The organism is Pseudomonas sp. LBUM1644 (genome assembly GCF_059716195.1).
This window is the reverse complement of the sequence record NZ_CP166812.1, coordinates 4,365,662-4,392,344: the sequence shown is the minus strand read 5'-3', so window position 1 is coordinate 4,392,344 and position 26,683 is coordinate 4,365,662. Positions and strand designations below refer to the sequence as shown.

The following is a 26,683-nucleotide window of genomic DNA, read 5'->3' as shown; positions in this document are numbered from 1 at the left end:
TAGGAGCGAGGCTTGCCCGCGAAGGCAGTCTATCGGGTGCCGCCTAGTATCGCGGCCTGCGCGGTGCGCAATTCATGCCGGTTGCCACGGAACAACACCAGCGTCGCAATCAACCCCAGCACCGCCGCGCCACTCAGCCAGATCCCCGGCGCAGCCTTGTTGTCCAGCACGTGGATCAGGTATGTACACGCCGCCGGCGTAAAGCCACCAAAGGTCGCGGTCGCCAGGCTGTAGGCCAAGGAGAAGCCAGTCGTACGAACTTCCACCGGCATGATCTCGGTCAGCGCGACCACCATGGCGCCGTTATACGAGCCATACAGGAACGACAGCCACAGCTCGACAAGCAGTAAATGACTGAAGCTGGGGTTTGCGACCAGCCAGGCCAGGGCAGGGTAGGCGGTAAGGATCGCCAGAATAGTCGCCGCCAACAGCAGGGGCTTACGTCCGATCCTGTCAGACACTGAGCCCATGACCGGTAGCCAGAAGAAGTTCGACAGGCCGATGCACACCGTGACCAGCAACGCGTCCATATCCGACAGGTGCAGTTCGGCTTTGCCGAAGGTCGGGGTGTAGGCGGTGATCAAGTAGAACGACACGGTGGTCATGACGACCAGCGCCATGCCGGCAATGACAATGCCGAAGTTCTGGCCGATCGAACGGACGATTTCCTGCAGGGAAGGGCGGTGTTTACGCGCCTGGAACTCAGGTGTTTCCTCCAGTGAGCGACGAATCACGAAGATCACCGGCACGATCATGCAGCCGATCAGGAAGGGCACGCGCCAGCCCCAATCGCCCATTTGTTCCGGGCTCAACCAATGGTTCAAACCCACTCCCAGCAAACCGGCGAATACGACGGCGGCTTGTTGACTGGCAGATTGCCAACTGACAAAGAAGCCCTTGCGGCCCGGAGTGGAAATCTCTGCGAGGTACACCGACACCCCGCCCAGTTCCACGCCGGCGGAGAAGCCTTGCAGCAATCGGCCGAACAGCACGATCAGCGGCGCGGCCACGCCCAATGTGGCGTAACCCGGTACACAGGCAATCAACACCGTGCCGGCAGCCATCAACGCCAGCGTGATGATCAAGCCTTTGCGACGTCCGTGACGGTCGATGTAGGCGCCGAGGAAAATCGCACCCAGCGGGCGCATCAAGAAGCCGGCACCAAAGGTGGCTAGCGAAAGCATCAGGGAAGCGAAAGCGCTGTCGGCAGGAAAGAAGGTTTTGGCAATGGCCGTGGCGTAAAAGCCGTAGACCATAAAGTCGAACATCTCGAGAAAGTTACCGCTGACAACGCGAAAAATCGCTTTGCCTTTGCCCGTATTCGAGGACATTTGAACGTACTCACTTTTGGCTGTCTTGCTGGAAATCCCTGGTTTAGACACGTCCTCGCCGCCGCCCGTGAAGGCAGGCTCCTTCGGCGAACAGTTTTGTAACAATATGTGTGTGGAGATAGATAGGCAACAACTAGTTAGCGTGCTGCTTAAACGATATAACCATTACGCGGCAAGGTTTGCGCACCGAAGCGAATTACAGGGGGTGATGCATAATGGCGGGCATTGGCGTCGGGGAGCGTGGGATTTGTCGAATCGGCGGACGGGGTTTTTCTTGTTGGTAGCCGTTGTGCTTTCCGGCTGCGGCAACGGCGACTCAATGGAAAGCTTCGGCGGCCCGACCATGGGTAGCACGTATTCGATCAAGTACGTGCGCCACGCCGGTCTTCCCGCGCCAAAAGAGGTTCAATTGCAGGTCGAAAAAATTCTCGCTGAAGTCGATCAGCAGATGTCGACCTACCGCAGCGACTCGGACATCGGGCACTTCAACGATCTGCCTGCTAATCGTTGTCAGAAAATGCCCGCGCCCATCCTCAAATTGATCCGGGTGGGTGAACAGCTGTCGGAGCAAAGCGAAGGCTCCTACGATTTGACGGTGGAGCCGCTGCTCAATCTGTGGGGTTTTGGTCCGCAGGCGCGTGAAGAAAAAGTCCCCGCCGTCGAGGCGCTGGCCGAGGTGCGGCAGCGCGTCGGCTACCAGCACCTGCGCATCGATCGCGATCAGTTGTGCAAGGATGCGGCGGTGGAAGTCGACTTCAATAGCATCGCCGCCGGTTACGCGGTTGATACGATTGCCGCAAGACTGGAGGCCATGGGCATTCATGACTACCTCGCCGAAGCTACCGGCGAACTCAAGGCCTCTGGCAAAAAGCTCGACGGTTCCGCCTGGAAGATCGCACTGGAAGAACCCCGTGACGATCAGCAAGTCGCCGAGCGCATCATCAAGGTGGATGGCTACGGTGTGTCCACTTCCGGCGACTACCGAAATTATTTTCAACAGGACGGTCGGCGCTATTCCCACACCTTCGATGCCCGCACCGGCGCACCGGTCTCACACGCGCTGGCGTCAGTCACAGTGATTCATCCTTCAGCGTTGATGGCCGATGGCTTATCGACGCTGTTGCTGATTCTCGGTCCGGAACGGGGTTGGGACTACGCCGAAAGCCACGACATCGGTGCATTCTTTGTGATTCGCGCCGATACAGGTTTCGTCACACGAACCAGTCAGGCTTTTGAGCGCCTGAGTGGCGACAAACCCGAGTGATTACGGCGATTGATGCATCGAAGACTGGCGTTGTAGTGCAGGCAAAACTAGCCTACGACGCGACCAAGGGTTAATGTGCGCGGCGTTGACGCTTCTATAGACTGTGTCCGGGTTCTGCACTGGCCCCAAATTGTTCCTTCACGCCGCAGCTCGGCGTGATTTAGCCGCAGGTGCCGAGGGCGCCGCGGCCTGTTCTGAGGAGTACGCATGGCTGTCTACAACTACGACGTGGTGGTGCTGGGTTCCGGCCCGGCGGGAGAAGGCGCGGCAATGAACGCCGCCAAAGCAGGGCGCAAGGTGGCGATGGTCGATAGCCGTCGCCAGGTCGGCGGCAACTGCACCCACCTGGGTACCATCCCGTCCAAGGCACTGCGTCATTCGGTCCGGCAGATCATGCAGTTCAACACCAACCCGATGTTCCGGGCGATTGGTGAGCCACGCTGGTTCTCGTTCCCGGACGTGTTGAAAAGCGCGGAAAAAGTCATCTCCAAACAAGTCGCCTCGCGCACCGGTTACTACGCCCGTAACCGTGTCGACGTGTTCTTCGGCACCGGCAGCTTCGCCGACGAGCAAACCATCGAAGTGGTCTGCGCCAACGGCGTGGTAGAGAAGCTTGTTGCCAAGCACATCATCATCGCCACTGGCTCGCGCCCGTATCGCCCGGCGGACATCGATTTCCATCACCCGCGTATCTACGATAGCGACACGATCCTCAGCCTTGGCCACACCCCGCGCAAACTCATCGTTTACGGCGCCGGCGTGATCGGTTGCGAGTACGCGTCGATCTTCAGTGGCCTGGGCGTATTGGTTGAACTGGTGGACAACCGCGGTCAGTTGCTGAGCTTCCTCGATTCGGAAATTTCCCAGGCGCTGAGTTACCACTTCAGCAACAACAATATTACGGTGCGCCACAACGAAGACTACGACCGCGTCGAAGGCGTGGACAACGGCGTGATCCTGCACCTCAAGTCCGGCAAGAAGATCAAGGCCGATGCCTTGCTCTGGTGCAACGGCCGTACCGGCAACACCGACCAGTTGGGTCTGGAAAACATCGGCGTGAAGGTCAACAGCCGTGGCCAGATCGAAGTCGACGAGGCTTACCGCACCTGCGTGCCGAACATCTACGGTGCCGGTGACGTGATCGGTTGGCCAAGCCTGGCCAGTGCCGCGCACGACCAGGGCCGTTCGGCCGCTGGCAGCATTGTGGATAACAACAGCTGGCGCTTCGTCAACGACGTGCCGACGGGCATCTACACCATTCCCGAGATCAGCTCGATCGGCAAGAACGAGCAAGAGCTGACCCAGGCCAAGGTGCCGTACGAAGTGGGCAAGGCATTCTTCAAGAGCATGGCGCGCGCACAGATTGCCGGCGAGCCCCAGGGCATGCTGAAAATCCTGTTCCACCGTGAAACGCTGGAAGTGTTGGGCGTTCACTGCTTCGGTTATCAGGCGTCGGAGATCGTGCACATCGGTCAGGCGATCATGAACCAGCCGGGTGAACTGAACACGCTGAAGTACTTCGTCAACACGACGTTCAACTACCCGACCATGGCTGAAGCCTATCGGGTAGCGGCGTACGATGGCCTCAACCGGCTTTTTTGAGTGGCTCCGGCCGGTGGCCTGAGCCGGCCGGGGAGACCGATTTCAGCAATTCTCGAGCGTGGCGCTGGCCAAACCGGGAAAGTCTGTAATCAGGCTGTCAACGCCGAAGTCGGCGAGTCTGCGCATCAGCGCGGGCTCGTTGACTGTCCACACCGACACATGCAGCCCCTGACGCTGCGCCTTCTCCAGGCGTTCCGGCGTACACAGGGTCCAGTTCAGCGCCAGGATTTCGCAGCCATAACTTTGCGCGACCTTCAATGGATCGAGCCACGCATACTCGGCCACCAGTCCGCGAGACACGTCCGGCACCAGATCAAGTGCGGCCTTCAGCACTTCCCGTGAACTCGAGGTGATCGTCACCTTGTCCAGCAAGCCAAAACGCTGGGCCATTTCGCGAATGGCCAGCACCGTCGTTGAGGCGCGGGTGCGTGATGCGCTTTTGACCTCCAGCTGCCAGTGCTCGAAATCGCATTTCTCGAACAGTTCTTCCAGCGTGGGGATCGGGCACGGCTTGATCCAGCCCGGGCCACCCTTGCGCGCATCGTAGGTCACCAGCTCCGCCGCCGAGTGCTCGACGACCTTGCCGCGACGGTCGGTGGTGCGCTTGAGCGTGGGGTCATGAATGACCATCAACTCGTTATCCATGGACAGGTGCAGGTCCAGTTCGCAACGGCGCACGCCGTGCTTGAGACATTCCTGAAAACTGGTCAGGGTGTTTTCCGGTGCTTCGCCCTTGGCGCCGCGATGGCCGTAGATGAGGGTCACGGTTCTTCCTTAAATTAAATGCCTGATTCGTTTTGTTCGCGGGCCAGGCGTCGTTCCTGGGCCTGCCTTTGCAAAATGTAGCGGGCCAGCAATTGCCGTTGGGCATCGGTCGGGCGTTCGAACTCCGTGCCGATGTCATAGCCGCCGCCCTTGCGGTCGCAATGCGTGACCCTGGCCCGGAGCAACAGGCCCAGCGCTTGCGGCATCAGCACCAGTTTGACCGACAGGTGAGCGCCGGCGGCGATGGGCGTCGGGTTCTGGAAGTCGATGCCGCCTTCGGAGATGATCACCGGCTGCGGTTCGCCGATTTGCCCGAGCACCGTGATGGCTATCACCTGGCTGAGCAGATCGATGCGTTTATTCTGGGATTTCAGGAACGCCGCGAGGTTCCGGTCGCGTTCACTGATCTGGCGCAGCAGGTGTTGCGACTCGAATTCGCTCAGGTGCAGTTCGCTGAGCAAGTTGAACAGCGGGGAAGCGTCCTGCAACACTTCCTGTCCTGCCGCTTCGGGAGCGGACAGGGGCCGAATTTCCAGTGCGATCGAATCCTCGATACGGTAGTATTCGCGGCGATCTTCTTCATCTAATGTCGACATGGCGAACCCATGGTAGCGGCGGTGGTCTGAGTGTAAAGCTGGTTACCGACCCCCGCCACAAGGACGTTCCTTTTCCCTCCGAACAAGCCCCGACATGTTCAGACCTCTCTTCGTATTTATTGGCACGCGTTATACCCGTGCAAAGCGTCGCAATCATTTTGTGTCGTTCATTTCCCTGACTTCGATGATCGGACTCGCCCTCGGCGTGGTCGTGATGATTGTGGTGCTGTCGGTCATGAACGGCTTCGATCATGAGATGCGCACCCGCGTGCTGGGCATGGTGCCCCACGCGACCATCGAGTCCGGTGAGCCGATCAGCGACTGGCAAAGCCTGGCCGCCAAGGTCAAGCAGAACCCGCAGGTGACGGCCGTTGCGCCGTTCACCCAGATGCAGGGTTTGCTGACCAACAATGGCAAGGTCTCCAAAGTCCTGCTCAATGCCATCGACCCTGCGCTGGAGCGCAACGTCTCGATCATTGATAAGTTCATGCTGCAGGGCAAACTGGACGACCTGGCGCCCGGCAGCTTTGGCATCGTCATTGGCGACAAGGCGGCAGCCAAGCTCGGCGCGGCCATCGGCGACAAGCTGACATTTGTCGCGCCGGAGGTCACCGTGACCCCGGCCGGAATGTTCCCGCGCATGAAGCGCTTTACCGTGGTCGGCATCTTCCATGTCGGCGCGGGTGAGCTTGATGGCTACCTGGGTGTCACCAACCTGCAGGATCTGGCCAGGCTGCATCGCTGGAAACCGGATCAGGTGCAAGGCATCCGCTTGAAGTTCGACGATCTGTTCCAGGCGCCACGCACCGCGTGGTCCATCGCCCAGCAACTTGGCGAAGACCATTACTACGCACGCGACTGGACCCGCACCCACGGCAACCTGTATCAGGCGATCCGCATGGAAAAAGCCATGATCGGCCTGCTGTTGCTGCTGATTGTTGCCGTGGCCGCGTTCAACATCATTTCCACACTGGTGATGGTGGTGAACGACAAGAAGGGCGACATCGCGATTCTGCGCACCCTTGGCGCCACGCCGGGATCGATCATGGCGATCTTCATGGTGCAGGGCACGGTCATTGGTGTGGTCGGTACGCTGATCGGCGCCGTGGTCGGGATCTTTGCCGCGCTCAACGTCAGCGCCGCGATTTCGGTGCTCGAAGGCTTGATCGGGCACAAGTTCCTGAACGCCGACGTGTACTTCATCGATTACCTGCCGTCGCAGGTGCAGAGCCAGGATGTGTTGACGGTCTGCGCCGCCGCGTTGGTCCTGAGTTTCCTCGCCACCCTGTATCCAGCCTGGCGTGCCGCGCGCACCCAGCCTGCGGAGGCGCTACGTTATGAGTGAGTCGGGCATGAGTGAAAAAGCAATCTTGAGTTGCCGCAACCTGGGCAAATCCTACGAGGAAGGTCCGGAGTCGGTAGAAGTCCTGGCCGGTCTGCAGCTGGAGCTGCATCCAGGTGAGCGCGTGGCGATTGTCGGCACTTCGGGTTCGGGCAAAAGTACTTTACTCAACCTGCTGGGCGGTCTTGATACGCCGACCAAGGGCAGTGTCTGGCTCGACGGCGAAGAGCTCTCGGCACTCAGCGAGAAGAATCGTGGCCTGCTGCGTAACCGCTCCCTTGGGTTCGTGTACCAGTTCCACCATTTGCTACCGGAATTCACCGCGCTGGAAAACGTCTGCATGCCGCTGCTGATCGGCAAGACCGCAATCCCGGAAGCGCGCAAGCGTGCAACGGCGTTGCTGGAGCGGGTAGGCCTGGGGCATCGCCTGGAGCATAAGCCGTCGGAACTGTCCGGCGGTGAACGTCAGCGCGTGGCCATCGCCCGCGCCCTGGTGAACAACCCGGGCCTGGTGATGCTCGACGAACCGACCGGTAACCTCGACTCCCACACCGCCCAGGGCATCCAGGATTTGATGCTGGAACTCAGCACCTCGATGCGCACGGCGTTCCTGGTGGTGACTCACGACATGAACCTGGCTCGCCAGATGGACCGCGTCCTGCATTTGCAGGAAGGTTGCCTGACGCCCATCTGATTGGCTGAAACCCGGCGTCGCTGAAAAGTACGTCGGGTCTTTTATTTTTATACGGTGCCCCAGCGAATGTTCAGACCGTTATCGATCTTTATCGGCATGCGCTATACCCGCGCCAAGCGCCGCAATCGCTTTGTTTCCTTCATCTCGATGACCTCGATGATCGGCCTCGCCCTGGGCGTGCTGGCGATGATCGTGGTGTTGTCGGTGATGAACGGCTTCCAGCGCGAAATGAGCTCGCGCATCCTCGGCATGGTGCCGCACGCGACCATCGTCGGCGTGAACCCGATCGACGATTGGCAACCCGTGGCTGCTGCCGCGATGAAAAATCCGCAAGTGACGGCGGCGGTGCCGTTCACCGAGATGGAAGGCATGCTCTCCTATAAAGGTACGATGCAGCCGATCCAGGTCAGTGGCGTCGATCCGGCGCTGGAAGGCAAGGTGTCGATCGTTGCCCAGCACATCGTTCAGGGGCGCCTCGATGCCTTGAAGCCAGGCGAGTTTGGCGTGGTGGTCGGTGAGATCACGGCGCGGCGCTTCCGCTTGAATGTCGGTGACAAGATCACCCTGATCGTGCCGGAAGTCAGTAACGCACCGGGAGGCATCACCCCGCGCATGCAGCGGCTGAACGTGGTGGGTGTGTTCAAGGTCGGTGCCGAGCTGGACGGCTCCATGGCGCTGATCCACGTCGCAGATGCGGCGCAGATGCAACATTGGCAGCCGAACCAGGTGCAGAGCGTGCGCTTGGCGGTGAAGGATTTGTACGCGGCGCCGAAGGTTTCCAGTGATATTGCGGGCGGCCTGGGCACAGCCTACAAGGCTGACGACTGGACCCACACCCAGGGCAGCCTGTTCAGTGCAATGAAAATGGAGAAAACCATGATCGGCCTGCTGTTGCTGATGATCGTCGCCGTGGCGGCGTTCAACATCATCGCGACCCTGATCATGGTGGTGAACGACAAGGGTGCGGACATCGCGATCCTGCGCACCATCGGCGCGACGCCACGGCAGATCATGGCAATCTTCATGGTGCAGGGCACGGTGATCGGGATTGTCGGCACCGTGATCGGTGGCGTGCTGGGCGTGATTGCGGCGCTTAACGTCAGTGAGCTGGTGGGCTGGATAGAGCGAGTGAGCGGGCAGCACATCTTCAGTTCGGATGTGTACTTCGTCAGCAACTTGCCTTCGGAACTGCAGGGTGGGGATGTGGTGTTGATTTGCTCGGCGGGTTTCATCCTGAGCTTCCTCGCCACCGTTTACCCGGCTTGGCGCGCGGCGAAAATCGAACCGGCTCACGCGTTACGGTATTCATAAGCCGCTCCCTGTAGGAGCTGCCGAAGGCTGCGATCTTTTGATTTTGATTTTTAAGGGCAAGATCAAAAGATCGCAGCCTTCGGCAGCTCCTACAGGGGGCAGGCCTCAATCTCCCTTGGGCAACTCGATCACAAACCGCGTCCATCCGTTATCCGATTCGCAACGAATCTGCCCGCCATGGGCGCGGATGATCGACTGGGTGATCGCCAATCCCAACCCTGCATGTTCACTGCTGCCTTCCTGTCGCGCCGGATCAGCCCGGTAGAAACGGTCGAACAACCGCGGCAGCAATGCTCCGTCAATGCCTTTGCCGCTGTTCTCAACCGTCAGACTCAAACCTGCAGCTTGTTCAATAATCCGCACCCGGACCTCACCCTCGGCCGGCGTAAACCGCAATGCGTTGTCCAGCAGGTTGGACAATGCCCGCCGCAACATGCTGCGGTCGCCCTCCATCTGCGCGCTGCCTTCACGATGGAGCTTTACCTGAGCGTCCTCAGCCAGTGGCGCAAAAAACTCCAACAACAGATCCACTTCCTCCGCCAGCTCCAGCGGTTCGCGCTTGGGCATCAGCAATCCGTGGTCAGCCTTGGCCAGGTACAACATGTCGTTGACCAGTTGGGCCATCCATTGCAGTTCTTCGAGGTTGCTGTGCAGCGCTTCGCGGTAATCCTCGATGGGTCGTGGGCGGGTGAGGGTGACCTGGGTGTGGGTCAGCAGGTTCGACAGCGGCGTGCGCAGTTCATGGGCGATGTCGGCAGAGAAGGCCGAGAGCCGCTGAAAAGAGTCGTCGAGGCGTCCGAGCATGGCGTTGAAGCTGTGGGCCAGTTCCGCGAGTTCTGGCGGCATGTTCTCTTCGGGCAGGCGAGCCGTCAGCGATTGCGCGGAAACACCCCTGGCGACCGCACTCATCCGCCGTAATGGGCGCAAGCCACTGCGCGCTGCCCACGCACCCAACAGCGCAGTCGCCAGGGCCGACAACCCAACGGTGAGCCAGATCAGGTGCTGCATGCGTTGAAGAAAGTGTTGGTGGTGGGTGATGTCCAGCAACAAGGTCAGTTGCGGTGAATCAGGCTGGTCGACAAACAACGGAGCATTCAGCACGCGATAATCGGTGCCGTCGTTGTTCAGGGTCGACAGGCCAGGTATTGGCGGGAGTTTGTCGGGCAGGTGCGTCGAGCTGTCATACCAACGCTGGCCGTCGCTGCCGGTAATCCGCAGCGACAGATCAGCCTGCCGACTCAATTCATCGGCCAGTTTGATTTCGCTATCACTCGATTGAATGTCGTGAAGTGCCCGGCGTAACCCGATCAACTTACCGTCCAGCAATTGCTGATCGAGCTCCACGAAGTGCGCCTCACTGGCGCGACTGAACAACACGCCGGCGAACAACGAGACGACCGCCGTGCAAGCGGCAAACAGCAGCGCCAGGCGACTGCTCAAGGAGAGGCGACGCATCAGGCAGGGCGCTCTTCAAGGACATAACCCATGCCGCGCACCGTGTGAATCAGCTTGTTGGGGAATTCATCGTCGATCTTCAAGCGCAACCGGCGGATCGCGACTTCGATGACATTGGTGTCGCTGTCGAAATTCATGTCCCAGACCTGGGAGGCGATCAGGGACTTGGGCAGCACCTCGCCCTGACGGCGCAGGAGCATTTCCAGCAGGGCAAATTCTTTTGCTGTCAGGTCGATGCGCTGACCGCTGCGTTCGACGCGGCGACGGAGCAAATCCAGGCGCAAATCGGCCAGTTGCAGACTGGTTTCCTGAGGTGGGGCACTGCCGCGACGCAACAGGCTGCGCACCCGGGCCAGCAGTTCGGAGAAGGCGAACGGCTTGACCAGATAATCGTCGGCACCGAGTTCGAGGCCGTGGACCCTGTCCTCCACCGCGTCTCGCGCCGTCAGAAAAAGTACCGGCGTATCAAGGCCGGCAGCGCGTACCGCCTGCAAAATCTGCCAGCCATCGCGACCGGGCAGCATCACATCGAGGATCAACAACGCGTAGTCGCCGGTCAACGCCAGTTGCTGGCCGGTGCTGCCGTCGGCCACCAGTTCAGTGTTGAACCCGGCTTCGGTCAGGCCCTGGCGCAGATAGTGGCCGGTTTTCGCTTGGTCTTCGACAATCAGCAATTTCATGGTCAACTCGGGGCAATGGAACGAACGCGTTATACCGTGGGTAGCGTTAATACAGGTCAACCTGACAAAGTTGTAATCTAGCTGTCAGGTTATGGGCAGTGCCAGCAGTTTAGAGTTTTCCACAGGCTGAACCTTATCTTGTTGGAGTACGACTATGTTTTTGCGCAAACCTCTGGTGCTGGCCGCGTGCATGCTGGCGCTGAGTTCGCCGGTATGGGCCGCTCCGGTGCACACCTATGACTTCGGCCAGCCGGCGCCGGCGGCCAAGGCGACTCGTAGCGTTGAAGTGGTGATGGGTGACATGTCATTCACGCCCAAGGCCATCGATATCAAGGCCGGTGAGACGATTCGCTTTGTGTTGGTGAATAAAGGCCAGTTGCTGCACGAATTCAATCTCGGTGACGCGGCGATGCATGCCCGACATCAGCAGGAAATGATGAAGATGCAGCAAAGCGGCATGCTTACACCTACGGCCATGAAGGAAATGGACCACGGTTCTATGGCCGGAATGGATCATGAAATGAAGCACGATGACCCGAATAGCGTCCTGGTGGAACCGGGAAAGACTGCCGAACTGACGTGGACCTTCACCAAAGCCACCAACCTCGAATTTGCCTGCAATATTCCCGGCCATTATCAGGCGGGCATGGTTGGCAAGTTGACTGTCAGTCAGTAAGCACTCAAAGGCGCGCGCAAAGGCTGGTAGAATCCGCTGATTATTCAGTCAGGTTTCCGCCATGCATCCCGCAGCCGAACACTCGCCGCTGGGCAAATCCAGCGAATACATTGCCACTTACACGCCGTCTCTGCTGTTCCCGATCCCGCGCACCGCAAAGTGGGCCGAGTTGGGCCTGACAGCCGAAACGCTGCCTTATAAAGGCGTGGATTTCTGGAACTGCTTCGAGCTGTCGTGGCTATTGCCGTCGGGCAAACCCGTGGTGGCGATCGGCGAATTCAGCATCCCGGCGGACTCGCCGAACATCATCGAATCGAAGTCGTTCAAGCTGTACCTCAATTCGCTGAACCAGACGCCATTTGCTGACACCGCGGGCCTCGAAGCCACGCTGGTCAAAGACCTGTCGGCCGCTGCCGGCAAGCCGGTTGGCGTGCGAATTCGCAGCCTGAAAGAGGTCGAAGCCGAAGGTGTCGTGGCGTTGCCGGGTGTCTGCATCGATGATCTGGACATCAGCGTCAGCAACTATGAGCACCCGCGCCCTGAGCTGCTGCGTTGTGATGATTCGCAGATTGTCGAAGAAAGCGTGCACAGTCATTTGCTCAAATCCAACTGTCCGGTCACCAGTCAGCCAGACTGGGGCAGTGTGGCGGTGGAATACCGTGGCGCGGCGCTGGATCACGCAAGTTTGCTGGAGTACCTCGTGAGTTTCCGTCAGCACTCCGACTTCCACGAGCAGTGTGTGGAGCGGATCTTCCTGGATCTGCAGCGGTTGCTGAAACCGGAGAAATTGACGGTGTATGCGCGGTATGTGCGACGTGGCGGGTTGGACATCAACCCGTACCGCAGTACTGAAACCGTTCAACTGCCGAATCACCGTTTGGTCCGCCAGTAAGGTCAACAGATCGCAGCCTGCGGCAGCTCCTACAGGGAAACGCGTTCCAATGTAGGAGCTGCCGCAGGCTGCGATCTTGGCGATCTTCCTGGCAAAAACTAAAAAGCCCCGCTATCGCTAGCAGGGCTTTTTTGTATCCGGTGGGTTCAGACCCCCATGCTGACCAATGCATTCATGATGTTGCGCAAGGTGCCAGCAATCGCGGGGTGTTCGACTTCGAAGCGGTCGACGGCCAGGTTAACGCCGTCAGCGAGGTTCGAGTCCTTGGTTTTGGTTTCGAGCTCAAGCTCAAGTTCGATCTGTTGCATCAGTGCATGCAGGTCAGCGCGCTCGGCTTCAGACAGTGGCGGGTTCTGTTCCAATTGCTCGCGCAGAGTATTGAGCTGTTCTTGCAGTTCGCGGGCAGGCATGACGTTCTTCCTTTTATCGATAGGCACTGGCATAGACCGCAGCGGCACGCCAAAGGTCTATGGCTGGCCTTTAGATTAATCCACTCGCGCGCAACCTGCATGCGTTCATAGGTGTGAGGCGGCGATCAGGGCTTTTCGCCCTTGAGCCGGCGCAAGCTGATGTCTGCCAGGCAGGTGTCGAGTTCCCCAAGGTGGTCGATCACCGAATGCACGCCCAGGCCGAACAGCTGGACCGTTGCCTTGCCACGCTTGAGGTCACGCTCCTGCTGGGTCAGCGCCTGCCATTGTGCAGGCGACAGCCCACACAGCGAGCCGCAGGACGCCAGGCCAATGGTCCACAATCCGGCATTGAGCCCCGCTTGCAGCAATCGCGGTTCGCCGCTGACCAGCACGCAGCCATCCAGGCGTTCGACATTCAAAGCCATCAATGCTTGCCAGCAGGCATTCGGCGCCGGCCAAGGATTGTTTGTTGCGGGGTGTTGCGAAGGTTTGATCCATTCCGGCAGGGCGGCAGCCAGGGAATGGCTGAGGGCAGGGGGGAGCTCATCAAGCCAGGCACAGGGAATTTTCTGGCGTTGCAGGCTGCACAGGCTGTCCAAAGCGCCATGCGTTACCTCGGCGTGCTCGGCTGCAACACTGGCGTGCTCGCGTGTGCGGGCGCCGAAATCCACCAGGCAACCACTGAGGCCGAACAAAACGGCGGTCAGGCTGGGCGCAGCGAGGGGCAAGGTTTCGGCGTGCGGCATGTCAACGTCCCTGAAATAACCACAAGGCTAGGCGGCGAGGATGACAGTAGAGTGACAGGGTTGTGAATCACTCACAGTCAGGACAAATCATCCGTAGGCCATCGCGCTCGATACTGCCTAAAGTGGCTGTTACGTCTTATACTAGCCAGCTTAACGCCCGGGCCAAGCGCCCGCGCCAGTACAGTCCAAGGAGCTTTTCTATGCGCTGGAGCAATCATCTCGCTCAGCTATCCGTGTGTGCCAGCCTGTTGCTGGTTCCGTTCGTTGCCCAGGCAGCTTCGGAAGACGACCCTTGGGAAAGCATCAACCGTCCGATCTATAAGTTCAACGACGTGGTCGATACCTACGCACTGAAGCCACTGGCCCAGGGCTATGAGTTCGTGACGCCGCAGTTCCTGGAAGACGGCATCCACAATATGTTCCGCAACGTGGGCGATGTGACCAACCTCGCCAACAACCTCTTGCAGGCCAAACCGGCCGCGGCGGGTGTGGACACCGCGCGCCTGATCTTCAACACCACGTTCGGCGTGCTGGGTTTCTTCGACGTCGGCACCCGGATGGGCTTGCAACGCAGCGACGAAGACTTCGGTCAGACCCTCGGCTATTGGGGCGTAGGAAGCGGTCCATACGTGATGCTGCCACTGCTCGGCCCAAGCACCTTGCGTGATGCACCGTCCAAGTTCGTCGACAGCTACACCGGCCCGTACCCGTATATCAACGACGTGCCGGTGCGTAACTCGATCTTCGGCCTGAATATCGTCGACACCCGTGCCAGCCTGCTGTCAGCCGAAAAGCTGATCAATGGCGACAAGTACATCTTTATTCGCAACGCGTATTTGCAGAACCGCGAATTCAAAGTAAAGGATGGCCAGGTCGAAGACGATTTTTGATCTCGATCGGTAAAACAAAGAAGGCGGCCATTGGGCCGCCTTCTTTCGTTTCATCCGCGGGTTATTTCATCTTCAAGATTGTAAGCCCGAGTTTCTGGTTACTGCCGTCCTGTTCCTTGACCCACACCACTTCGGTGTCAGCCTCGAGCCCTTTGAGGGCGGCGTGCTCTGAATCTATGCGCACGCTCAGTCGGTCACCGACCTTGAACAAGCGAGGCGCCTGTACTTGCATGCCACTGCTGGAAAGGTCGATACAGACGGCTGCAACCTCGTCTCCCTCATGAATCAGCGATACATCGGCATCGACTCGCATGCGGATAAAATCGCGCTTTTCGCTGTAGTCCCGATCAGTTTGACTCATGGGCTTCATCCTTCCATTGAGTTACGGTTTAGCCTGTTCTTATAACTCTCGGTGATTTGACAAGTAAAGTCCTCAAGCGACCATCGGCGTGAGCTTGAAACGCCCCGCGGATGGGAGTACCGTCTGCGCCTTAGAAGGGCACCTTTGGTGGACCTGTGTGTAGGGCGCACGCTCGAAAACAGTGCAGCAGAGAGGCTAGAAAGCGAATCCAGTAGTGTGAGCCGGGCTAAAACCCCTGCTAGCTACGCCAACCTAATTCTGGCGCCGTTTGCCCACATGCCAAAAACCAGTGCCACGCTGCTGATAATCGATGATGACGAAGTAGTGCGCGCGAGCCTCGCCGCCTATTTGGAAGACAGTGGTTTCAGTGTCTTGCAGGCCAGCAATGGCCAGCAAGGTCTTCAGGTATTCGAGCAAGACAAGCCCGACTTGGTTATCTGCGATCTGCGCATGCCGCAGATGGGCGGACTCGAACTTATCCGCCAGGTCACCGAGCGTTCGCCGCAAACTCCGGTCATCGTGGTTTCGGGCGCTGGCGTGATGAACGATGCCGTCGAGGCCTTGCGCCTTGGCGCGGCGGACTACCTGATCAAGCCTCTCGAAGATCTGGCCGTGCTCGAGCACTCTGTGCGCCGGGCCCTGGATCGTGCGCGCCTGCTGCTGGAAAACCAGCGCTACCGCGAGAAGCTGGAAAAGGCCAATCGCGAACTCGAAGCCAGCCTGAACCTGCTCCAGGAAGACCAGAACGCCGGTCGCCAGGTGCAGATGAACATGTTGCCGGTCAGCCCCTGGACGATCGACGAGTTCCAGTTTGCTCACCAGATCATCCCGTCACTGTACCTGTCGGGTGATTTCGTCGACTACTTTCGGGTCGACGAGCGTCGGGTTGCTTTCTACCTGGCGGACGTTTCCGGTCATGGTGCCTCTTCAGCCTTCGTCACCGTGCTGTTGAAATTCATGACCACGCGCTTGCTGTTCGAATCCAAGCGCAGCGGCACATTGCCGGAATTCAAGCCTTCAGAGGTCCTTGGTCATATCAACCGAGGCCTGATCAGTTGTAAGCTGGGTAAACACGTCACAATGGTCGGTGGAGTCATCGACGAGGAGACAGGTTTGTTGACCTATAGCATCGGCGGTCATTTGCCGTTGCCTGTGTTGTACACACCCGACAGTGTCCGTTATCTGGAAGGGCGTGGCTTGCCGGTGGGCCTCTTCAATGAAGCCACCTACGAAGACCACGTGCTGGAGCTGCCGCCGACGTTCAGCCTGACGCTGATGTCTGATGGCATTCTGGACCTTTTGCCAGAACCTACACTCAAAGAAAAAGAAGCGGCTTTGCCCCAACGGGTCAAGGCAGCGGGCGGCAGCCTGGATGGTCTGCGGCAGGTTTTTGGATTGGCCACGCTAGGGGAGATGCCGGATGATATCGCCCTGTTGGTGTTGAGCAGGAATCTTTAATGAGTACCGGTAGAATCCAGTTCGCCGAGCAGGATGGCACTTTCGTCCTGAAGTTTGTCGGTGAAGTTCGCCTGACCCTGTGTTCGGCTTTGGATGCGACTATTGAGCGGATCTTCACGGCATTGAACTTCAATGCAATCGTGATCGACCTGACCGAAACCCGCAGCATCGACAGCACCACGCTTGGCCTGTTGGCCAAACTGTCGATCCTGTCGCGGCAAAAGGTCGGCCTGCTGCCGACCGTCGTCACCACCCATGAAGACATCACCCGGCTGTTGCAGTCGATGGGTTTCGAGCAGGTGTTCAACATTGTTGATCGTCCAATCCCGTGCCCGGAGTGCCTGACCGACCTGCCTGACCAGGACCAGTCCGAAGAAGTGGTGCGGATCAAAGTGCTCGAAGCGCACAAGATCCTCATGGGGCTCAATGACTCCAATCGTGAAGCGTTTCATGATCTGGTGAATGCTTTAGAGCGTCATTGATCCCACGATTGGTGTAGTCCGCACTGGCCCCTTCGCGGGCAAGCCTCGCTCCTACAGGGGAGTTGTGGCAGGTCGCGGTAATTTCAACGACGCGTAACTGTAGGAGCGAGGCTTGCCCGCGAAGGCGGCCTCACAGTCAGCCAATAACCAGCGCGAAGCCGACTCAAATCCAACGCATAAAAAAGGGCGAACCTGTAAGGGTTCGCCCTTTTTGCGTTTGCTGTTAACCGCTTATAGCTTGGCTTGCAGCAATGCCTCGAGTTTTTCCTGGTCACGGGCGAACTGACGAATGCCTTCAGCCAGTTTCTCTGTCGCCATCGCATCTTCGTTGGACAGCCAGCGGAATTGCGCTTCATTCAGGCTCAAGCGTGCTTCGCCGGCATGCCCAGGCGCCAGTTTGCGCTCCAGCTTGCCGTTGTCCGCCGCCAGCTTATCGATCAAGTCCGGGCTGATGGTCAGGCGGTCACAACCGGCCAGTTGCTCGATCTGATTCAGGTTACGGAAGCTCGCGCCCATGACGACAGTCTTGTAGTCATTGGCTTTGTAGTAGTTGTAGATACGGGTCACCGATTGCACGCCCGGGTCATCCGCGCCGGTGTAGTCATTGCCGTTGGCTTTCTTGTACCAGTCGTAGATACGGCCCACGAACGGCGAAATCAGGAACACCCCGGCATCGGCACACGCGGCAGCCTGAGCGAATGAGAACAGCAACGTCAGGTTGGTCTGGATGCCTTCCTTTTCCAGGATCTCGGCAGCGCGGATGCCTTCCCAGGTGGAAGCGACCTTGATCAGCACGCGGTCGCGGCCAATGCCGGCCTTGTCGTACAGCTCGATCAGACGGTGCGCACGCTTCAAGACGGCGTCAGTGTCGAACGACAAGCGTGCATCCACTTCAGTGGAAATCCGGCCCGGGATCACTTTCAGGATCTCTTGCCCTACCGCAACGCCAAAACGGTCGCTGGCCAGGCCCACATCGCCCTTGCAGTCGCTGACGCAGGCGTTGAGCAACTCGGCATAACCGGGAATGGCTGCCGCTTTGAGCAGCAGGGAAGGGTTGGTGGTAGCGTCCACGGGTTTGACGCGAGCGATTGCTTCAAAGTCGCCAGTGTCGGCAACGACGGTGGTGATTTGCTTGAGTTGTTCCAGCTTGGAAGTCATGGGCGTGCTCTGTCCTATGGGTCTGATGACATTACCCGAGCGCTGACAGCCACTCAAGGGCGCGTACGTGTATCGATGGCCCCAGCGGCAACAACCTGAAAACGGCTGTTTGAAAGGCGAGGCGCAGTGTCGATAAATACGATGCCAAACAAGCTCACAGGTTCAATTGGTCTGATGGCTAGCCCGGATTGACGGTTATGAGGCTGAGACCGGGTATAAAGCGTCCGCTCACGTTAGACGGCGCATGCCTGCGGTCTTGGCGGCCTTACTGTCAAAGGTGACGATGTACTCGCAGCCTGCAGCGTTGGCACTGCGCTCAATCAAGCAATCTGCAAAGTCGGCATTGGCCTGGGAGTAAACACGTAATGCCTGCCAAATAATTTCGGGGTTTTCCACTGAAAATTCACGCGTCCGTAAAAGCGTTTCGAGGACTGTAATGATCTCGCTTTTAGCACTCTCGTAGCAGGATTGGAGTACCCATACCAGCTCCACAACTGAAACCGTCGTGATAAAGCCCGGGGAGGTTATGGTCAATGACTCAATCAATTCAGAGGCTAGCGCCGACTGTTTTGGATCATCTTGAGCGACGTACCTCACAAGTACATTGGTATCCAGTCCTATCATATGGCCTTGGAACCCTGGGCTGCGATGGCATGGTTCATGTCCTCGATGCTTACGACTTTAGAGGGCTTGCGAATGAGTCCTTTGAGATCCCGAGCAGAATGCGTGGCAGCCATGATTGCGAATTTACCATCGCCTATGGCGACAAATTCGATGCGATCCCCAGTATCGAGCCCCAGCGAGGCCCGGACCTGTGCAGGAATGGTGATTTGTCCCTTCGAAGTCAATGTAGCAGTGGCCATGGCGGATTCTCCATTCAAACGGTTTTCCTTACATTATGGTAAGGATGACTTCAAATCAATGTTCTAGGAGGTGTAGCGATAGACGGCAAAACGGGATGTGGTTCGGAGCACCGGTGCTGCCCATGGATACATTCCCACGTCGACGGTTCGACGTGGGAAAGATCAGGGCGCAACAATCATCACACGCGGAACTGATCCATCAGGCTCTGCTGCTGATTCGCCAGGCTGTTGAGCGATTGGCTGACCCGTGCCGACTCATTGGCCTGTCCCGACAGGGACTCGGTCACGTCGCGAATGGTCGCCACGTTGTTGTTGATCTCCTCGGCCACGGCGCTCTGCTCTTCGGCGGCACTGGCGATTTGCAGGTTCATGTCGCTGATGACCGTCACCGCGTCGCCGATCTGGCGCAGGGCTGTCACGGCTTGACTGACTTGCTCGACGCTGCCCTGAGCCTGGCGATGACTGTTGCTCATCGAGCCCACCACCTCCTGGGTGCCGCTCTGCAACTGCTCGATCACCAGGCGTGTTTCCTCGACAGACTCCTGAGTCCGACGCGCCAGGTTGCGCACTTCATCCGCCACCACGGCAAAACCTCGTCCGGCTTCGCCGGCACGGGCCGCTTCGATTGCGGCGTTGAGCGCCAGCAGGTTGGTCTGTTCGGCGATGGCACGAATCACTTCCAGCACCGAGCCGATTTTCTCGCTGTTGGCCGCCAGCCCTTCGACTTGCACCATCGCCGAGCTCATGTCGGCGGCGAGGTTGTCGATGCTGGTGGTGGTCTGGTCGATCACGGTCAGGCCACGGCGGGTGGCGTGATCGGCATCCCGCGCGGCCTGGGCAGCTTGCGCTGCACTGCGGGCAACGTCCTGGGCGGTGGCGCTCATTTCGTGGGACGCGGTCGCGACCTGGTCCACCTGACGGTATTGCTGTTCCATGCCGGCACTGGTCTGGGTCGCGATGGCGGACGACTGGTCCGCCGTGCTGCGCGCGTCCTGCACCGAGCGTTTGACCTCGGCGATGATCGGTTGCAGCTTGTCTAGGAAGCGGTTGAACCAACCGGCCAACTGGCCCAGTTCGTCTTTCTTGTCGTAGGCGAGACGGCGCGTCAGGTCTCCTTCGCCGCTGGCAATGTCTTCCAGCATATGTGCGACGCCGAGGATCGGTTTGGTCACGCTGCGCGCCATCAACCACACCAGCAACAGGCCAATCAACGCGGCCAGCACGCCCAGGCCAAGCTCAACCAGGGTGCCGGCGGTGTTGCTGTCATCGAGTTGTTTTTTCAGCGCTTCGGCCGGCCCGACCAGGACTTTTTCCGGCACGTCGAGCAACACGCCCCACGACTTGCCGCCGGGAATAGGCTGGAACGGCGACAGCACTTTCAGTTGCTGATGGCTGCGCAAGCTTTGGGTGCGGGTGCTGGAAGCCAGCATGCGAACGAGTTCGGCGCCGCTGGTCTGGTCTACGGCCTCCAGGCGTTGGCTGAGTTTGCTGGCGTCCGGGCTGTAGCCGGCGAGCAAGCCGGCCGGGCTGATGATGCTGACGTTGGTCTGGCCGTCATAGAGTTTTTTGCTGGCGCCTAGGCTGACCGCTTGCAGGCTGTTGAGGTTGATGTCCACCGACAGCGAGGCGATGACTTTGCCGTTGACTATCAGCGGGAAAACGACGCTGGTCATCAGCACGTTCTGCCCGTCGATCATGTAGAAGTAAGGTTCGATCACACAGGGCTTGAGCGTGGTGCGCGGGCAGGTGAACCAGGCGTTGGCCGCCTCGCCGCTGGGGCCGGTGCTGGTGTCGGCGATGTCTTTTTCGGGGAGCGGCATGGAGGTCAACTGGCCCGGGGTCGGTTGTGACCAGTACAAGGCAAAGCGCCCCTTATCATTGCTGCCGACTTCGCTCTGGCCGGCGAACAGTTCGTCCTTGCCGTCCAGCCCGTTGGGTTCGAACACCAGAGACAAGCCGAGCAGTTCCGGGTTGGCTTGCAGGGCCGACTTGACCTGACGGGTCAAATCTTCACGCAGGTCGAAGGCATCGAGAAAACGTTTCTCGGCCTGATCCCGCAGAAACAGCACCTGACGGGAAAAGCCGTGGCCATATTGATAGGCGTCCATGAATTGCTGACGAATGTTCAGCGCCTGGTTTTCGCCCTGGGATTCGATCCGGGCCTGGGCGGCTTCGTTGAGCATCTCCATGCTCGAGGCTTTCACCAGCGCGGAGCTGTGCTCCATGCGATACAGCGAAAGACCCACGAGCAGGGTCACGATACCCGCCAGGCAAAGCCCGGCCAGCAGGGTGATCTTCCATTGAATGGAAAGTTGTCTGAGCGACATGGAGACGTCCTTTAATCGATATATATCTGAGACTTTGCACTGTAACGGCCGTCATCCCGCTTTCTTTATCCCTCCTGTCGAATATCGAATCCCCTGTAGGAGCTGCCGCAGGCTGCGATCTTTTGATCTTGTTTTTTAAGGGCAAGATCAAAAGATCGCAGCCTGCGGCAGCTCCTACAGGGGATGTGTTGGCTTTGACATGGGGGTGACTCTGCGGCACAGTGCGCGCCCTCTAATAAAACCCATTCCTTAATCCGCTGGCGGCTCTTTGCAGACTGCCGGCCGGACTCTTTCCGCTTGCCTTGAGGTAACAATGATTAATGCTGTAATTGCCGCGGTTGGCGTCATGCTGATCCTCAGCCTGTCCCGCGTGCATGTGGTGATCGCGCTGATCGTGGGTGCATTGGTGGGTGGTTTGACCGGTGGCCTGGGCATCGACGCAACACTTAAAGCCTTCAACAGCGGTCTCGGTGGCGGGGCGACGGTGGCGTTGTCCTACGCGCTACTCGGTGCTTTCGCCGTGGCGATTGCCAAGTCCGGCCTCGCGCATGCACTGGCAGACAAGGCTTTGCTGATGGTCGACCGCCAGCACGCCAGCGGTGGCCGCCAGGTTAAATGGCTGCTGATCGGTTTGCTCTGGGTGGTGGCCATCGCCTCTCAGAACATCTTGCCGATACATATCGCCTTTATTCCGCTGCTGGTTCCGCCCCTGTTATATGTGCTGACCAAACTGCAACTGGACCGCCGGTTGATCGCCTGCGTCATGACGTTCGGCCTGATCACGCCGTACATGGTGCTCCCGGTAGGTTTCGGCAATATCTTCCTGAACCAGATTCTGCTGGCCAATGTCAGCAAGAGCGGCGTGGACATCAGCCAGATCAACGTCATGCACGCCATGGCGATCCCGGCGATGGGCATGGTGTTCGGCCTTTTGGTGGCGGTGTTCTTCAGCTACCGAAAACCACGGGTCTACGACCTGGCAAAGATCGAACAGGTAGAGCAGGTCAGCATCGCGTACAACCCGATGACCCTGGGCATTGCCGGCCTGGCTATTGCGGCGGCCTTCATTATCCAGTTGCTGCTGGATTCGATGATCATCGGTGCGCTGGCAGGTTTCCTGATCTTTTCTGTCTCGGGGATTGTGAAGTGGCGTGAAACAGACGACCTGTTCACCGAAGGCATGAAGATGATGGCGATGATCGGTTTCATCATGATCGCTGCTTCCGGTTTTGCCGAAGTGCTCAAGGCGACCGGGCAAGTGCGCACGCTGGTCGAAAGCGCGGCAGCGTGGATTGATCACAGCCAGGCCATTGGTGCGTTGTTGATGTTGCTGGTGGGGTTGATGGTGACCATCGGCATCGGATCTTCGTTTTCCACCGTGCCGATCCTGGCGGCGATCTTTGTGCCGTTGTGCGTGCAGTTGGGGTTCAGCCCGATGGCGATTGTGTGCATCGTCGGCACCGCAGGGGCGTTGGGTGATACGGGTTCGCCGGCCTCGGACTCGACGCTCGGCCCGACCTCTGGCCTGAACATCGATGGCCAGCATCACCATATCTGGGACACCGTGGTTCCGACCTTTTTGCACTACAACCTGCCGCTGCTGGCGTTTGGCTGGGTGGCGGCGATGGTCCTTTAAGATCAAAAGATCGCAGCCTGCGGCAGCTCCTACAAGGACCGTGTTGGCTGCGATCTTTTTTGGGGGTTCAACTTTTGACCCGGCGTGCCGTTAAAGCCTTCAACCACGCCAACAAAATCAAAAGAGTGAACGTCATGCGCATGAGCCTGAAGGCTAAAGTCCTGTCCCTTGCCGTCCTCCCGATGTTGCTCTTTGCGCTGGTCATCAGCCTGACCACGTTGTTCATTCTTCAGGAACAGGCGCACAAGGAAGTCGAGGAAACGCGTCAGCGTCTGCTCAGCGATGCCAAGGCGACCCTGCAAAGCTACGTCGCCGTGGCCATGACCACGATCAAGCCGCTGTATGACGCCGCCGCTCCCGGCGACGACGCGGCGCGAGCCCAGGTGATCAAGTTGCTGTCGAGCATCACCTATGGCAAGGAAGGCTACTTCTTCGGCTACGACTCCAACACCGTGCGCCTGTTCAAGTCCAACAGTCCCGAAGGCGTGGGCCAGAGCTTCAAGGACAACCGCGATCCGAACGGCGTCTACGTCAACCGCGACCTGGTGAAAGTCGCGAAGGACGGCACCCACTACTTGCAATACAGTTCGCCGTTGCCGGGCAACAGTCAGGTGCTGGTGCCGAAGCTCGGTTACACCGAATACCTGCCGAAGTGGGACATTGCGGTCGGCACCTCGGTCAACCTTGACGGTATCGAAGCGCAGGTGGCGGTGGTCGAAGCCAAGGTTCAGGAGCGCATGGAAGGCGTGGTGTTGAGTATCGTCGGGATCGCCGCCGTGGTGCTGTTGGTGATCGCTGCCGCCGGCATGCTGTTGGCCAATACGATCCTGCGTCCGCTGAACATGATGAAAGCCAACCTCGACGACATCGCGGCGGGCGAGGGCGACCTGACCCGGCGCTTGACCATCACCAGTCAGGACGAGCTCGGCGAGCTGGCCGGCTCGTTCAACCGTTTCGTCGACAAGATCCATGGGCTGGTGCGCCAGATCACCGAAATGACTTCGCAGCTGACCGGGCTGGTGAACCAGGTCTCCGACCAGGCCCAGCGCTCGGATCAAGCGATGGAGCGCCAGCGCCACGAAACCGATCAGGTCGCCACCGCGATCAACGAAATGTCTGCCGCTGCCCAGGAAGTCGCCAAGAGCGCGCAAAACGCGGCGGTGGCTGCCCAGCAGACCGACGAAGAAGGCCAGGCCGCCAAGCGTGTGGTGGCCGGCAGCATCGTGAAGATTCATGCGTTGGTGGATGACATCCGCAGCAGCGGCGTCTCCCTCGACAGCCTGCAAAAGGACGTGTCATCGATTGTCAGCGTGCTCGGGGTGATCCGTTCGATTGCCGAGCAGACCAACTTGCTGGCGCTGAACGCGGCCATCGAAGCGGCCCGTGCCGGTGAGGCCGGTCGTGGTTTTGCGGTGGTGGCGGACGAAGTTCGGGCGCTGGCCAGTCGCACGCAAATCAGCACCCAGGAAATCCAGGGCATGATCGATCGCTTGCAGGCCGGTACCCAATCGGCCGTCGAAGCCATGCGCCGTTCCAGTGAGGCCGGCGACGGCACCTCCGCCCAGGCCAACGAGGCGGGGGCATCGCTCGACACCATGGCGCAGTTGATCGCCACCATCAATTCGATGAACGCGCAGATCGCCAGTGCCGCCGAAGAGCAAACCGCCGTGGCCGAGGAAATCAACCGCAGCGTGCATCAGATCGCCGTGGCTGTGGACAACGTCGCCGACGAAACCCAACTCGGCGCCCAAACCTCGCGCAGCCTCGCCGACCTCGGTCAGCGCCTCGGCAGTCTGGTCGGGCAGTTCCGGATCTAAGCCGAACACCACCCTTGTAGCAGCTGGCGCAGCCTGCGTTCGGCTGCGCAGCAGTCGCAAACCCTGTGTTTGCAGTTTGCCTGATACACCGTGTTCTCTGATTTCACGACTGCTGCGCAGCCGAACGCAGGCTGCGCCAGCTGCTACAGATCGCGTTGCTCCTATGGCCTGTCCCAGTAAGGAACAGCGCCGAAACACTCCACGAAGAAATCGATCACCGTGCGCACCTTCACCGACAACCGGCGGCTGCCGGGCCAGAGCACCGCGATCTGCTGCGGTTCGAGGCTGTTGGAGACCTGATAGTCCCCCAGCACCGGCACCAGCGTGCCGTTGCGCACCGCTTCACCAATCAGCCACGACGGAAACATCACCAGCCCCAGGCCTTGTTCAGCGGCTTGGGTGAGCGTGTCGGCGTGGTTGCCGGTGATGGGCCCTTTTACCGAGTAGGGCGTCCAGTCTTGCTGATCTTTGCGGAAAAACCAGCGTTGCTGGCCGGTCACGCCTTTGTAGGCCAGGCATTGATGGGCCGCCAGTTCCTTGGGATGTTGCGGCGTGCCAAAGCGCTTGAGGTAAGCCGGGCTGGCCGCAACCTGGAACCGATGCGGCGCCAGAATCCGCGCCTGCATACTTGAATCGTGCAACGGCCCGATGCGAAACAGCAGGTCGGCGCCTTCCTGTAGCGGGTCGACGTAACTGTCCGTCTGCTGGATATCCAATTGCAGTTTCGGATAACGCTCGCATAACTGCCCCAACCATGGCGTCAGATGCCGTTGCCCGAAGACCACCGGCGCATTGATGCGCACCAGGCCACTGGGTTCGCTTTGCTGTTCCTGCAGGGCCTGTTCCGCCTCTTCCAACTGCACCAACACCAATCGCGCGTGATGCCCGAGCATCCGCCCGGCTTCGGTGGGTGTCACCGCGCGTGTGTGGCGGTAGAGCAATTGCTGGCTCAGGGCCTGTTCCATCAGCTGGATTTGCCGGGAAATCGAAGAAGGCGCCAGGCCCTCACGGCGGGCGACTTCGGAAAAGCTGCCGTGGTCGAGCACGGCGACAAATAGCCGAAGTGCCTTGAATCCCAGTTCGTTGAGGCCGTGCATGGTGAATCCTGCTGTGCAAGTTGCGCAAAAGTGTTGTCCGGATGCTCCCATTTATCGCAAAGCATTGCCAACCGATAATGCCCACCTTTCCAACCGACAACACAACCCCGGTGTGTGGGACCTGTTGGGCCTGTTGGGCCTGTTGGGCCTGTTGGGCCTGTGGGACCTGTAGGAGCTGCCGAGTGAAACGAGGCTGCGATCTTTTGATCTTGATGTTTATTTAAAGTCAAAAGATCGCAGCCTCGTTTCACTCGGCAGCTCCCACAGGTCCCACAAATCCCACAGGTCCACCAGGTCCCACAAATCCCACAGGTCCCACAGGGGGCGCGCGAGGTGCTGCTTATGCAATCTTCATCAATCGACATCGCTGTCACGCCCGCCACCAAACCCGGGCTGCGGCTGTTGCTGTTACCACTGGTGATTCTCGCCGGCATGGGGCTTTCCGTGGAGGCCGGGTTACTGGGGCCGCTCGGGGTTCAGGTCGGGCACCTGTGGGCGACCTTGAGCATCTTTGGTGTCGGCTCGGCAATTTTGTTTTTGCTGCTGTTGTTCAGCGGCCCACAGCAAGGCCCGGCGCTAAATCAACTGCCACGCTGGCAGTTGATCGGCGGGTTCCTCGGGCCGATGTACGTGGTGGTGCTGACCCTGGCCACGCCACACATCGGCATCGCGATGACCATGATCGCCATTCTCTCCGGACAGGTCGGCAAAAGCGTGCTGATCGACCATTTCGGCTGGTTCGGCGCCACCCGTAAAAAGGTCAACGGCGAGCGTTGGCTGGCCTTGGTGTTGATTGTCGCGGCACTTGTTCTGATCGCTCGGGGTTAATG

25 protein-coding genes and 2 pseudogenes are annotated in these 26,683 nt (G+C 59.2%); 13 read left to right on the top strand and 14 right to left on the bottom strand.

What is annotated here, in order from left to right:
- Positions 1–29: 29 nt before the first annotated feature.
- The gene (locus tag ACA052_RS20015; protein ID WP_497646450.1) at positions 30–1,331 is read right to left on the bottom strand and encodes an MFS transporter; all 1,302 of its coding nucleotides are present in this window, start codon (positions 1,329–1,331) and stop codon (positions 30–32) included.
- Positions 1,332–1,650: 319 nt separating this feature from the next.
- Between ACA052_RS20015 and ACA052_RS20010 the strand changes: the two genes are divergently transcribed.
- Positions 1,651–2,595 (top strand): FAD:protein FMN transferase, encoded by a 945-nt coding sequence (locus ACA052_RS20010; RefSeq protein WP_497650363.1) that lies wholly within the window; start codon positions 1,651–1,653, stop codon positions 2,593–2,595.
- A 207-nt stretch (positions 2,596–2,802) separates the two neighbouring features.
- Positions 2,803–4,197 (top strand): Si-specific NAD(P)(+) transhydrogenase, encoded by a 1,395-nt coding sequence (sthA, locus tag ACA052_RS20005; protein WP_057400216.1) that lies wholly within the window; start codon positions 2,803–2,805, stop codon positions 4,195–4,197.
- A gap of 42 nt (positions 4,198–4,239) precedes the next feature.
- Here sthA and ACA052_RS20000 read toward each other — a convergent pair whose 3' ends face one another.
- Entirely contained in the window at positions 4,240–4,962 is a 723-nt protein-coding gene (locus ACA052_RS20000) for a glycerophosphodiester phosphodiesterase (RefSeq protein ID WP_497646449.1), read from the bottom strand.
- Between the two features lie 14 nt (positions 4,963–4,976).
- Complete coding sequence (locus ACA052_RS19995) at positions 4,977–5,558, bottom strand: PilZ domain-containing protein (protein ID WP_497646448.1); 582 nt, start codon at positions 5,556–5,558, stop codon at positions 4,977–4,979.
- 94 nt (positions 5,559–5,652) lie between these two features.
- On the opposite strand from ACA052_RS19995, the gene ACA052_RS19990 reads away from it, so the two are divergent.
- From ACA052_RS19990 to ACA052_RS19980, 3 genes are all read left to right on the top strand, one after another.
- On the top strand, positions 5,653–6,903 hold the full coding sequence (locus tag ACA052_RS19990) for a lipoprotein-releasing ABC transporter permease subunit (RefSeq protein ID WP_497646447.1): 1,251 nt from the start codon (positions 5,653–5,655) through the stop codon (positions 6,901–6,903).
- 7 nt (positions 6,904–6,910) lie between these two features.
- Positions 6,911–7,594 (top strand): lipoprotein-releasing ABC transporter ATP-binding protein LolD, encoded by a 684-nt coding sequence (gene lolD / locus ACA052_RS19985; RefSeq protein ID WP_497646446.1) that lies wholly within the window; start codon positions 6,911–6,913, stop codon positions 7,592–7,594.
- A gap of 66 nt (positions 7,595–7,660) precedes the next feature.
- On the top strand, positions 7,661–8,905 hold the full coding sequence (locus ACA052_RS19980) for a lipoprotein-releasing ABC transporter permease subunit (protein ID WP_497646445.1): 1,245 nt from the start codon (positions 7,661–7,663) through the stop codon (positions 8,903–8,905).
- Positions 8,906–9,010: 105 nt separating this feature from the next.
- Here the strand turns inward: ACA052_RS19980 and ACA052_RS19975 are convergent, their stop codons facing one another.
- Both ACA052_RS19975 and ACA052_RS19970 read right to left on the bottom strand, forming a co-directional pair.
- The gene (locus tag ACA052_RS19975; protein ID WP_497646444.1) at positions 9,011–10,360 is read right to left on the bottom strand and encodes a heavy metal sensor histidine kinase; all 1,350 of its coding nucleotides are present in this window, start codon (positions 10,358–10,360) and stop codon (positions 9,011–9,013) included.
- Complete coding sequence (locus ACA052_RS19970) at positions 10,360–11,040, bottom strand: heavy metal response regulator transcription factor (RefSeq protein WP_497646443.1); 681 nt, start codon at positions 11,038–11,040, stop codon at positions 10,360–10,362. Before ACA052_RS19970 ends, ACA052_RS19975 begins: the two co-directional genes overlap by 1 nt.
- Before the next feature lie 154 nt (positions 11,041–11,194).
- On the opposite strand from ACA052_RS19970, the gene copI reads away from it, so the two are divergent.
- Positions 11,195–11,716, top strand: a complete 522-nt coding sequence (gene copI, locus ACA052_RS19965) for a copper-resistant cuproprotein CopI (protein ID WP_497646442.1) — start codon at positions 11,195–11,197, stop codon at positions 11,714–11,716.
- 61 nt (positions 11,717–11,777) lie between these two features.
- A complete protein-coding gene (queF, locus tag ACA052_RS19960; protein ID WP_497646441.1) occupies positions 11,778–12,608 on the top strand; it encodes an NADPH-dependent 7-cyano-7-deazaguanine reductase QueF in 831 nt (276 codons plus the stop codon).
- A gap of 146 nt (positions 12,609–12,754) precedes the next feature.
- Here the strand turns inward: queF and ACA052_RS19955 are convergent, their stop codons facing one another.
- The gene (locus tag ACA052_RS19955; RefSeq protein WP_497646440.1) at positions 12,755–13,018 is read right to left on the bottom strand and encodes a DUF4404 family protein; all 264 of its coding nucleotides are present in this window, start codon (positions 13,016–13,018) and stop codon (positions 12,755–12,757) included.
- Between the two features lie 125 nt (positions 13,019–13,143).
- Positions 13,144–13,764: an HAD superfamily inactivated hydrolase PcrP gene (gene pcrP, locus ACA052_RS19950; RefSeq protein WP_497646439.1), complete on the bottom strand. Its 621-nt coding sequence runs from the start codon at positions 13,762–13,764 to the stop codon at positions 13,144–13,146.
- 200 nt (positions 13,765–13,964) lie between these two features.
- On the opposite strand from pcrP, the gene ACA052_RS19945 reads away from it, so the two are divergent.
- Entirely contained in the window at positions 13,965–14,654 is a 690-nt protein-coding gene (locus ACA052_RS19945; RefSeq protein ID WP_497646438.1) for an MlaA family lipoprotein, read from the top strand.
- A gap of 61 nt (positions 14,655–14,715) precedes the next feature.
- Here the strand turns inward: ACA052_RS19945 and ACA052_RS19940 are convergent, their stop codons facing one another.
- The gene (locus ACA052_RS19940; RefSeq protein WP_497646437.1) at positions 14,716–15,015 is read right to left on the bottom strand and encodes a PilZ domain-containing protein; all 300 of its coding nucleotides are present in this window, start codon (positions 15,013–15,015) and stop codon (positions 14,716–14,718) included.
- Between the two features lie 276 nt (positions 15,016–15,291).
- Here ACA052_RS19940 and rssB point away from each other — a divergent pair, with 276 nt between their 5' ends.
- Both rssB and rssC read left to right on the top strand, forming a co-directional pair.
- Positions 15,292–16,473: a two-component system response regulator RssB gene (rssB, locus tag ACA052_RS19935; RefSeq protein WP_497646436.1), complete on the top strand. Its 1,182-nt coding sequence runs from the start codon at positions 15,292–15,294 to the stop codon at positions 16,471–16,473.
- Entirely contained in the window at positions 16,473–16,955 is a 483-nt protein-coding gene (rssC, locus tag ACA052_RS19930) for an anti-sigma factor antagonist RssC (protein ID WP_007935262.1), read from the top strand. Before rssB ends, rssC begins: the two co-directional genes overlap by 1 nt.
- A 231-nt stretch (positions 16,956–17,186) precedes the next feature.
- Here rssC and tal read toward each other — a convergent pair whose 3' ends face one another.
- The 5 genes and pseudogenes from tal to ACA052_RS19905 all read right to left on the bottom strand — a co-directional run.
- Positions 17,187–18,113: a transaldolase gene (tal, locus tag ACA052_RS19925; RefSeq protein WP_497646435.1), complete on the bottom strand. Its 927-nt coding sequence runs from the start codon at positions 18,111–18,113 to the stop codon at positions 17,187–17,189.
- Between the two features lie 228 nt (positions 18,114–18,341).
- Positions 18,342–18,737, bottom strand: coding sequence for a type II toxin-antitoxin system VapC family toxin (locus ACA052_RS19920; protein WP_497646434.1), 396 nt, complete (start codon positions 18,735–18,737; stop codon positions 18,342–18,344).
- Positions 18,734–18,976 carry an AbrB/MazE/SpoVT family DNA-binding domain-containing protein gene (locus tag ACA052_RS19915; RefSeq protein ID WP_497646433.1) on the bottom strand — a complete coding sequence of 81 codons (243 nt, stop codon included), beginning with the start codon at positions 18,974–18,976 and terminating at the stop codon, positions 18,734–18,736. Before ACA052_RS19915 ends, ACA052_RS19920 begins: the two co-directional genes overlap by 4 nt.
- Before the next feature lie 179 nt (positions 18,977–19,155).
- A pseudogene (locus ACA052_RS19910) lies at positions 19,156–19,746 on the bottom strand (methyl-accepting chemotaxis protein); the annotation flags it as partial.
- Between the two features lie 267 nt (positions 19,747–20,013).
- Positions 20,014–21,084, bottom strand: a pseudogene (locus ACA052_RS19905) (methyl-accepting chemotaxis protein); the annotation flags it as partial.
- Between the two features lie 535 nt (positions 21,085–21,619).
- Between ACA052_RS19905 and ACA052_RS19900 the strand changes: the two are divergent.
- A complete protein-coding gene (locus ACA052_RS19900; RefSeq protein WP_497650362.1) occupies positions 21,620–22,939 on the top strand; it encodes a Na+/H+ antiporter family protein in 1,320 nt (439 codons plus the stop codon).
- A 134-nt stretch (positions 22,940–23,073) separates the two neighbouring features.
- Positions 23,074–24,756 (top strand): methyl-accepting chemotaxis protein CtpM, encoded by a 1,683-nt coding sequence (ctpM, locus tag ACA052_RS19895; RefSeq protein ID WP_497646432.1) that lies wholly within the window; start codon positions 23,074–23,076, stop codon positions 24,754–24,756.
- 161 nt (positions 24,757–24,917) lie between these two features.
- Here the strand turns inward: ctpM and ACA052_RS19890 are convergent, their stop codons facing one another.
- The gene (locus tag ACA052_RS19890; RefSeq protein WP_497646431.1) at positions 24,918–25,853 is read right to left on the bottom strand and encodes a LysR family transcriptional regulator; all 936 of its coding nucleotides are present in this window, start codon (positions 25,851–25,853) and stop codon (positions 24,918–24,920) included.
- 342 nt (positions 25,854–26,195) lie between these two features.
- On the opposite strand from ACA052_RS19890, the gene ACA052_RS19885 reads away from it, so the two are divergent.
- Entirely contained in the window at positions 26,196–26,681 is a 486-nt protein-coding gene (locus tag ACA052_RS19885; protein WP_497646430.1) for a DMT family transporter, read from the top strand.
- Positions 26,682–26,683: the final 2 nt, after the last annotated feature.

Coding starts and splice junctions, on each gene's coding strand:
- ACA052_RS20015 (WP_497646450.1), bottom strand. CDS start 1,331: ATGTCCTCGAATACGGGCAAAGGCAAAGCGATTTTTCGCGTTGTCAGC.
- ACA052_RS20010 (WP_497650363.1), top strand. CDS start 1,651: ATGGAAAGCTTCGGCGGCCCGACCATGGGTAGCACGTATTCGATCAAG.
- sthA (WP_057400216.1), top strand. CDS start 2,803: ATGGCTGTCTACAACTACGACGTGGTGGTGCTGGGTTCCGGCCCGGCG.
- ACA052_RS19995 (WP_497646448.1), bottom strand. CDS start 5,558: ATGTCGACATTAGATGAAGAAGATCGCCGCGAATACTACCGTATCGAG.
- ACA052_RS19990 (WP_497646447.1), top strand. CDS start 5,653: ATGTTCAGACCTCTCTTCGTATTTATTGGCACGCGTTATACCCGTGCA.
- lolD (WP_497646446.1), top strand. CDS start 6,911: ATGAGTGAAAAAGCAATCTTGAGTTGCCGCAACCTGGGCAAATCCTAC.
- ACA052_RS19980 (WP_497646445.1), top strand. CDS start 7,661: ATGTTCAGACCGTTATCGATCTTTATCGGCATGCGCTATACCCGCGCC.
- ACA052_RS19975 (WP_497646444.1), bottom strand. CDS start 10,360: ATGCGTCGCCTCTCCTTGAGCAGTCGCCTGGCGCTGCTGTTTGCCGCT.
- ACA052_RS19970 (WP_497646443.1), bottom strand. CDS start 11,040: ATGAAATTGCTGATTGTCGAAGACCAAGCGAAAACCGGCCACTATCTG.
- copI (WP_497646442.1), top strand. CDS start 11,195: ATGTTTTTGCGCAAACCTCTGGTGCTGGCCGCGTGCATGCTGGCGCTG.
- queF (WP_497646441.1), top strand. CDS start 11,778: ATGCATCCCGCAGCCGAACACTCGCCGCTGGGCAAATCCAGCGAATAC.
- ACA052_RS19955 (WP_497646440.1), bottom strand. CDS start 13,018: ATGCCTGCCCGCGAACTGCAAGAACAGCTCAATACTCTGCGCGAGCAA.
- pcrP (WP_497646439.1), bottom strand. CDS start 13,764: ATGCCGCACGCCGAAACCTTGCCCCTCGCTGCGCCCAGCCTGACCGCC.
- ACA052_RS19945 (WP_497646438.1), top strand. CDS start 13,965: ATGCGCTGGAGCAATCATCTCGCTCAGCTATCCGTGTGTGCCAGCCTG.
- ACA052_RS19940 (WP_497646437.1), bottom strand. CDS start 15,015: ATGAGTCAAACTGATCGGGACTACAGCGAAAAGCGCGATTTTATCCGC.
- rssB (WP_497646436.1), top strand. CDS start 15,292: ATGCCAAAAACCAGTGCCACGCTGCTGATAATCGATGATGACGAAGTA.
- rssC (WP_007935262.1), top strand. CDS start 16,473: ATGAGTACCGGTAGAATCCAGTTCGCCGAGCAGGATGGCACTTTCGTC.
- tal (WP_497646435.1), bottom strand. CDS start 18,113: ATGACTTCCAAGCTGGAACAACTCAAGCAAATCACCACCGTCGTTGCC.
- ACA052_RS19920 (WP_497646434.1), bottom strand. CDS start 18,737: ATGATAGGACTGGATACCAATGTACTTGTGAGGTACGTCGCTCAAGAT.
- ACA052_RS19915 (WP_497646433.1), bottom strand. CDS start 18,976: ATGGCCACTGCTACATTGACTTCGAAGGGACAAATCACCATTCCTGCA.
- ctpM (WP_497646432.1), top strand. CDS start 23,074: ATGCGCATGAGCCTGAAGGCTAAAGTCCTGTCCCTTGCCGTCCTCCCG.
- ACA052_RS19890 (WP_497646431.1), bottom strand. CDS start 25,853: ATGCACGGCCTCAACGAACTGGGATTCAAGGCACTTCGGCTATTTGTC.
- ACA052_RS19885 (WP_497646430.1), top strand. CDS start 26,196: ATGCAATCTTCATCAATCGACATCGCTGTCACGCCCGCCACCAAACCC.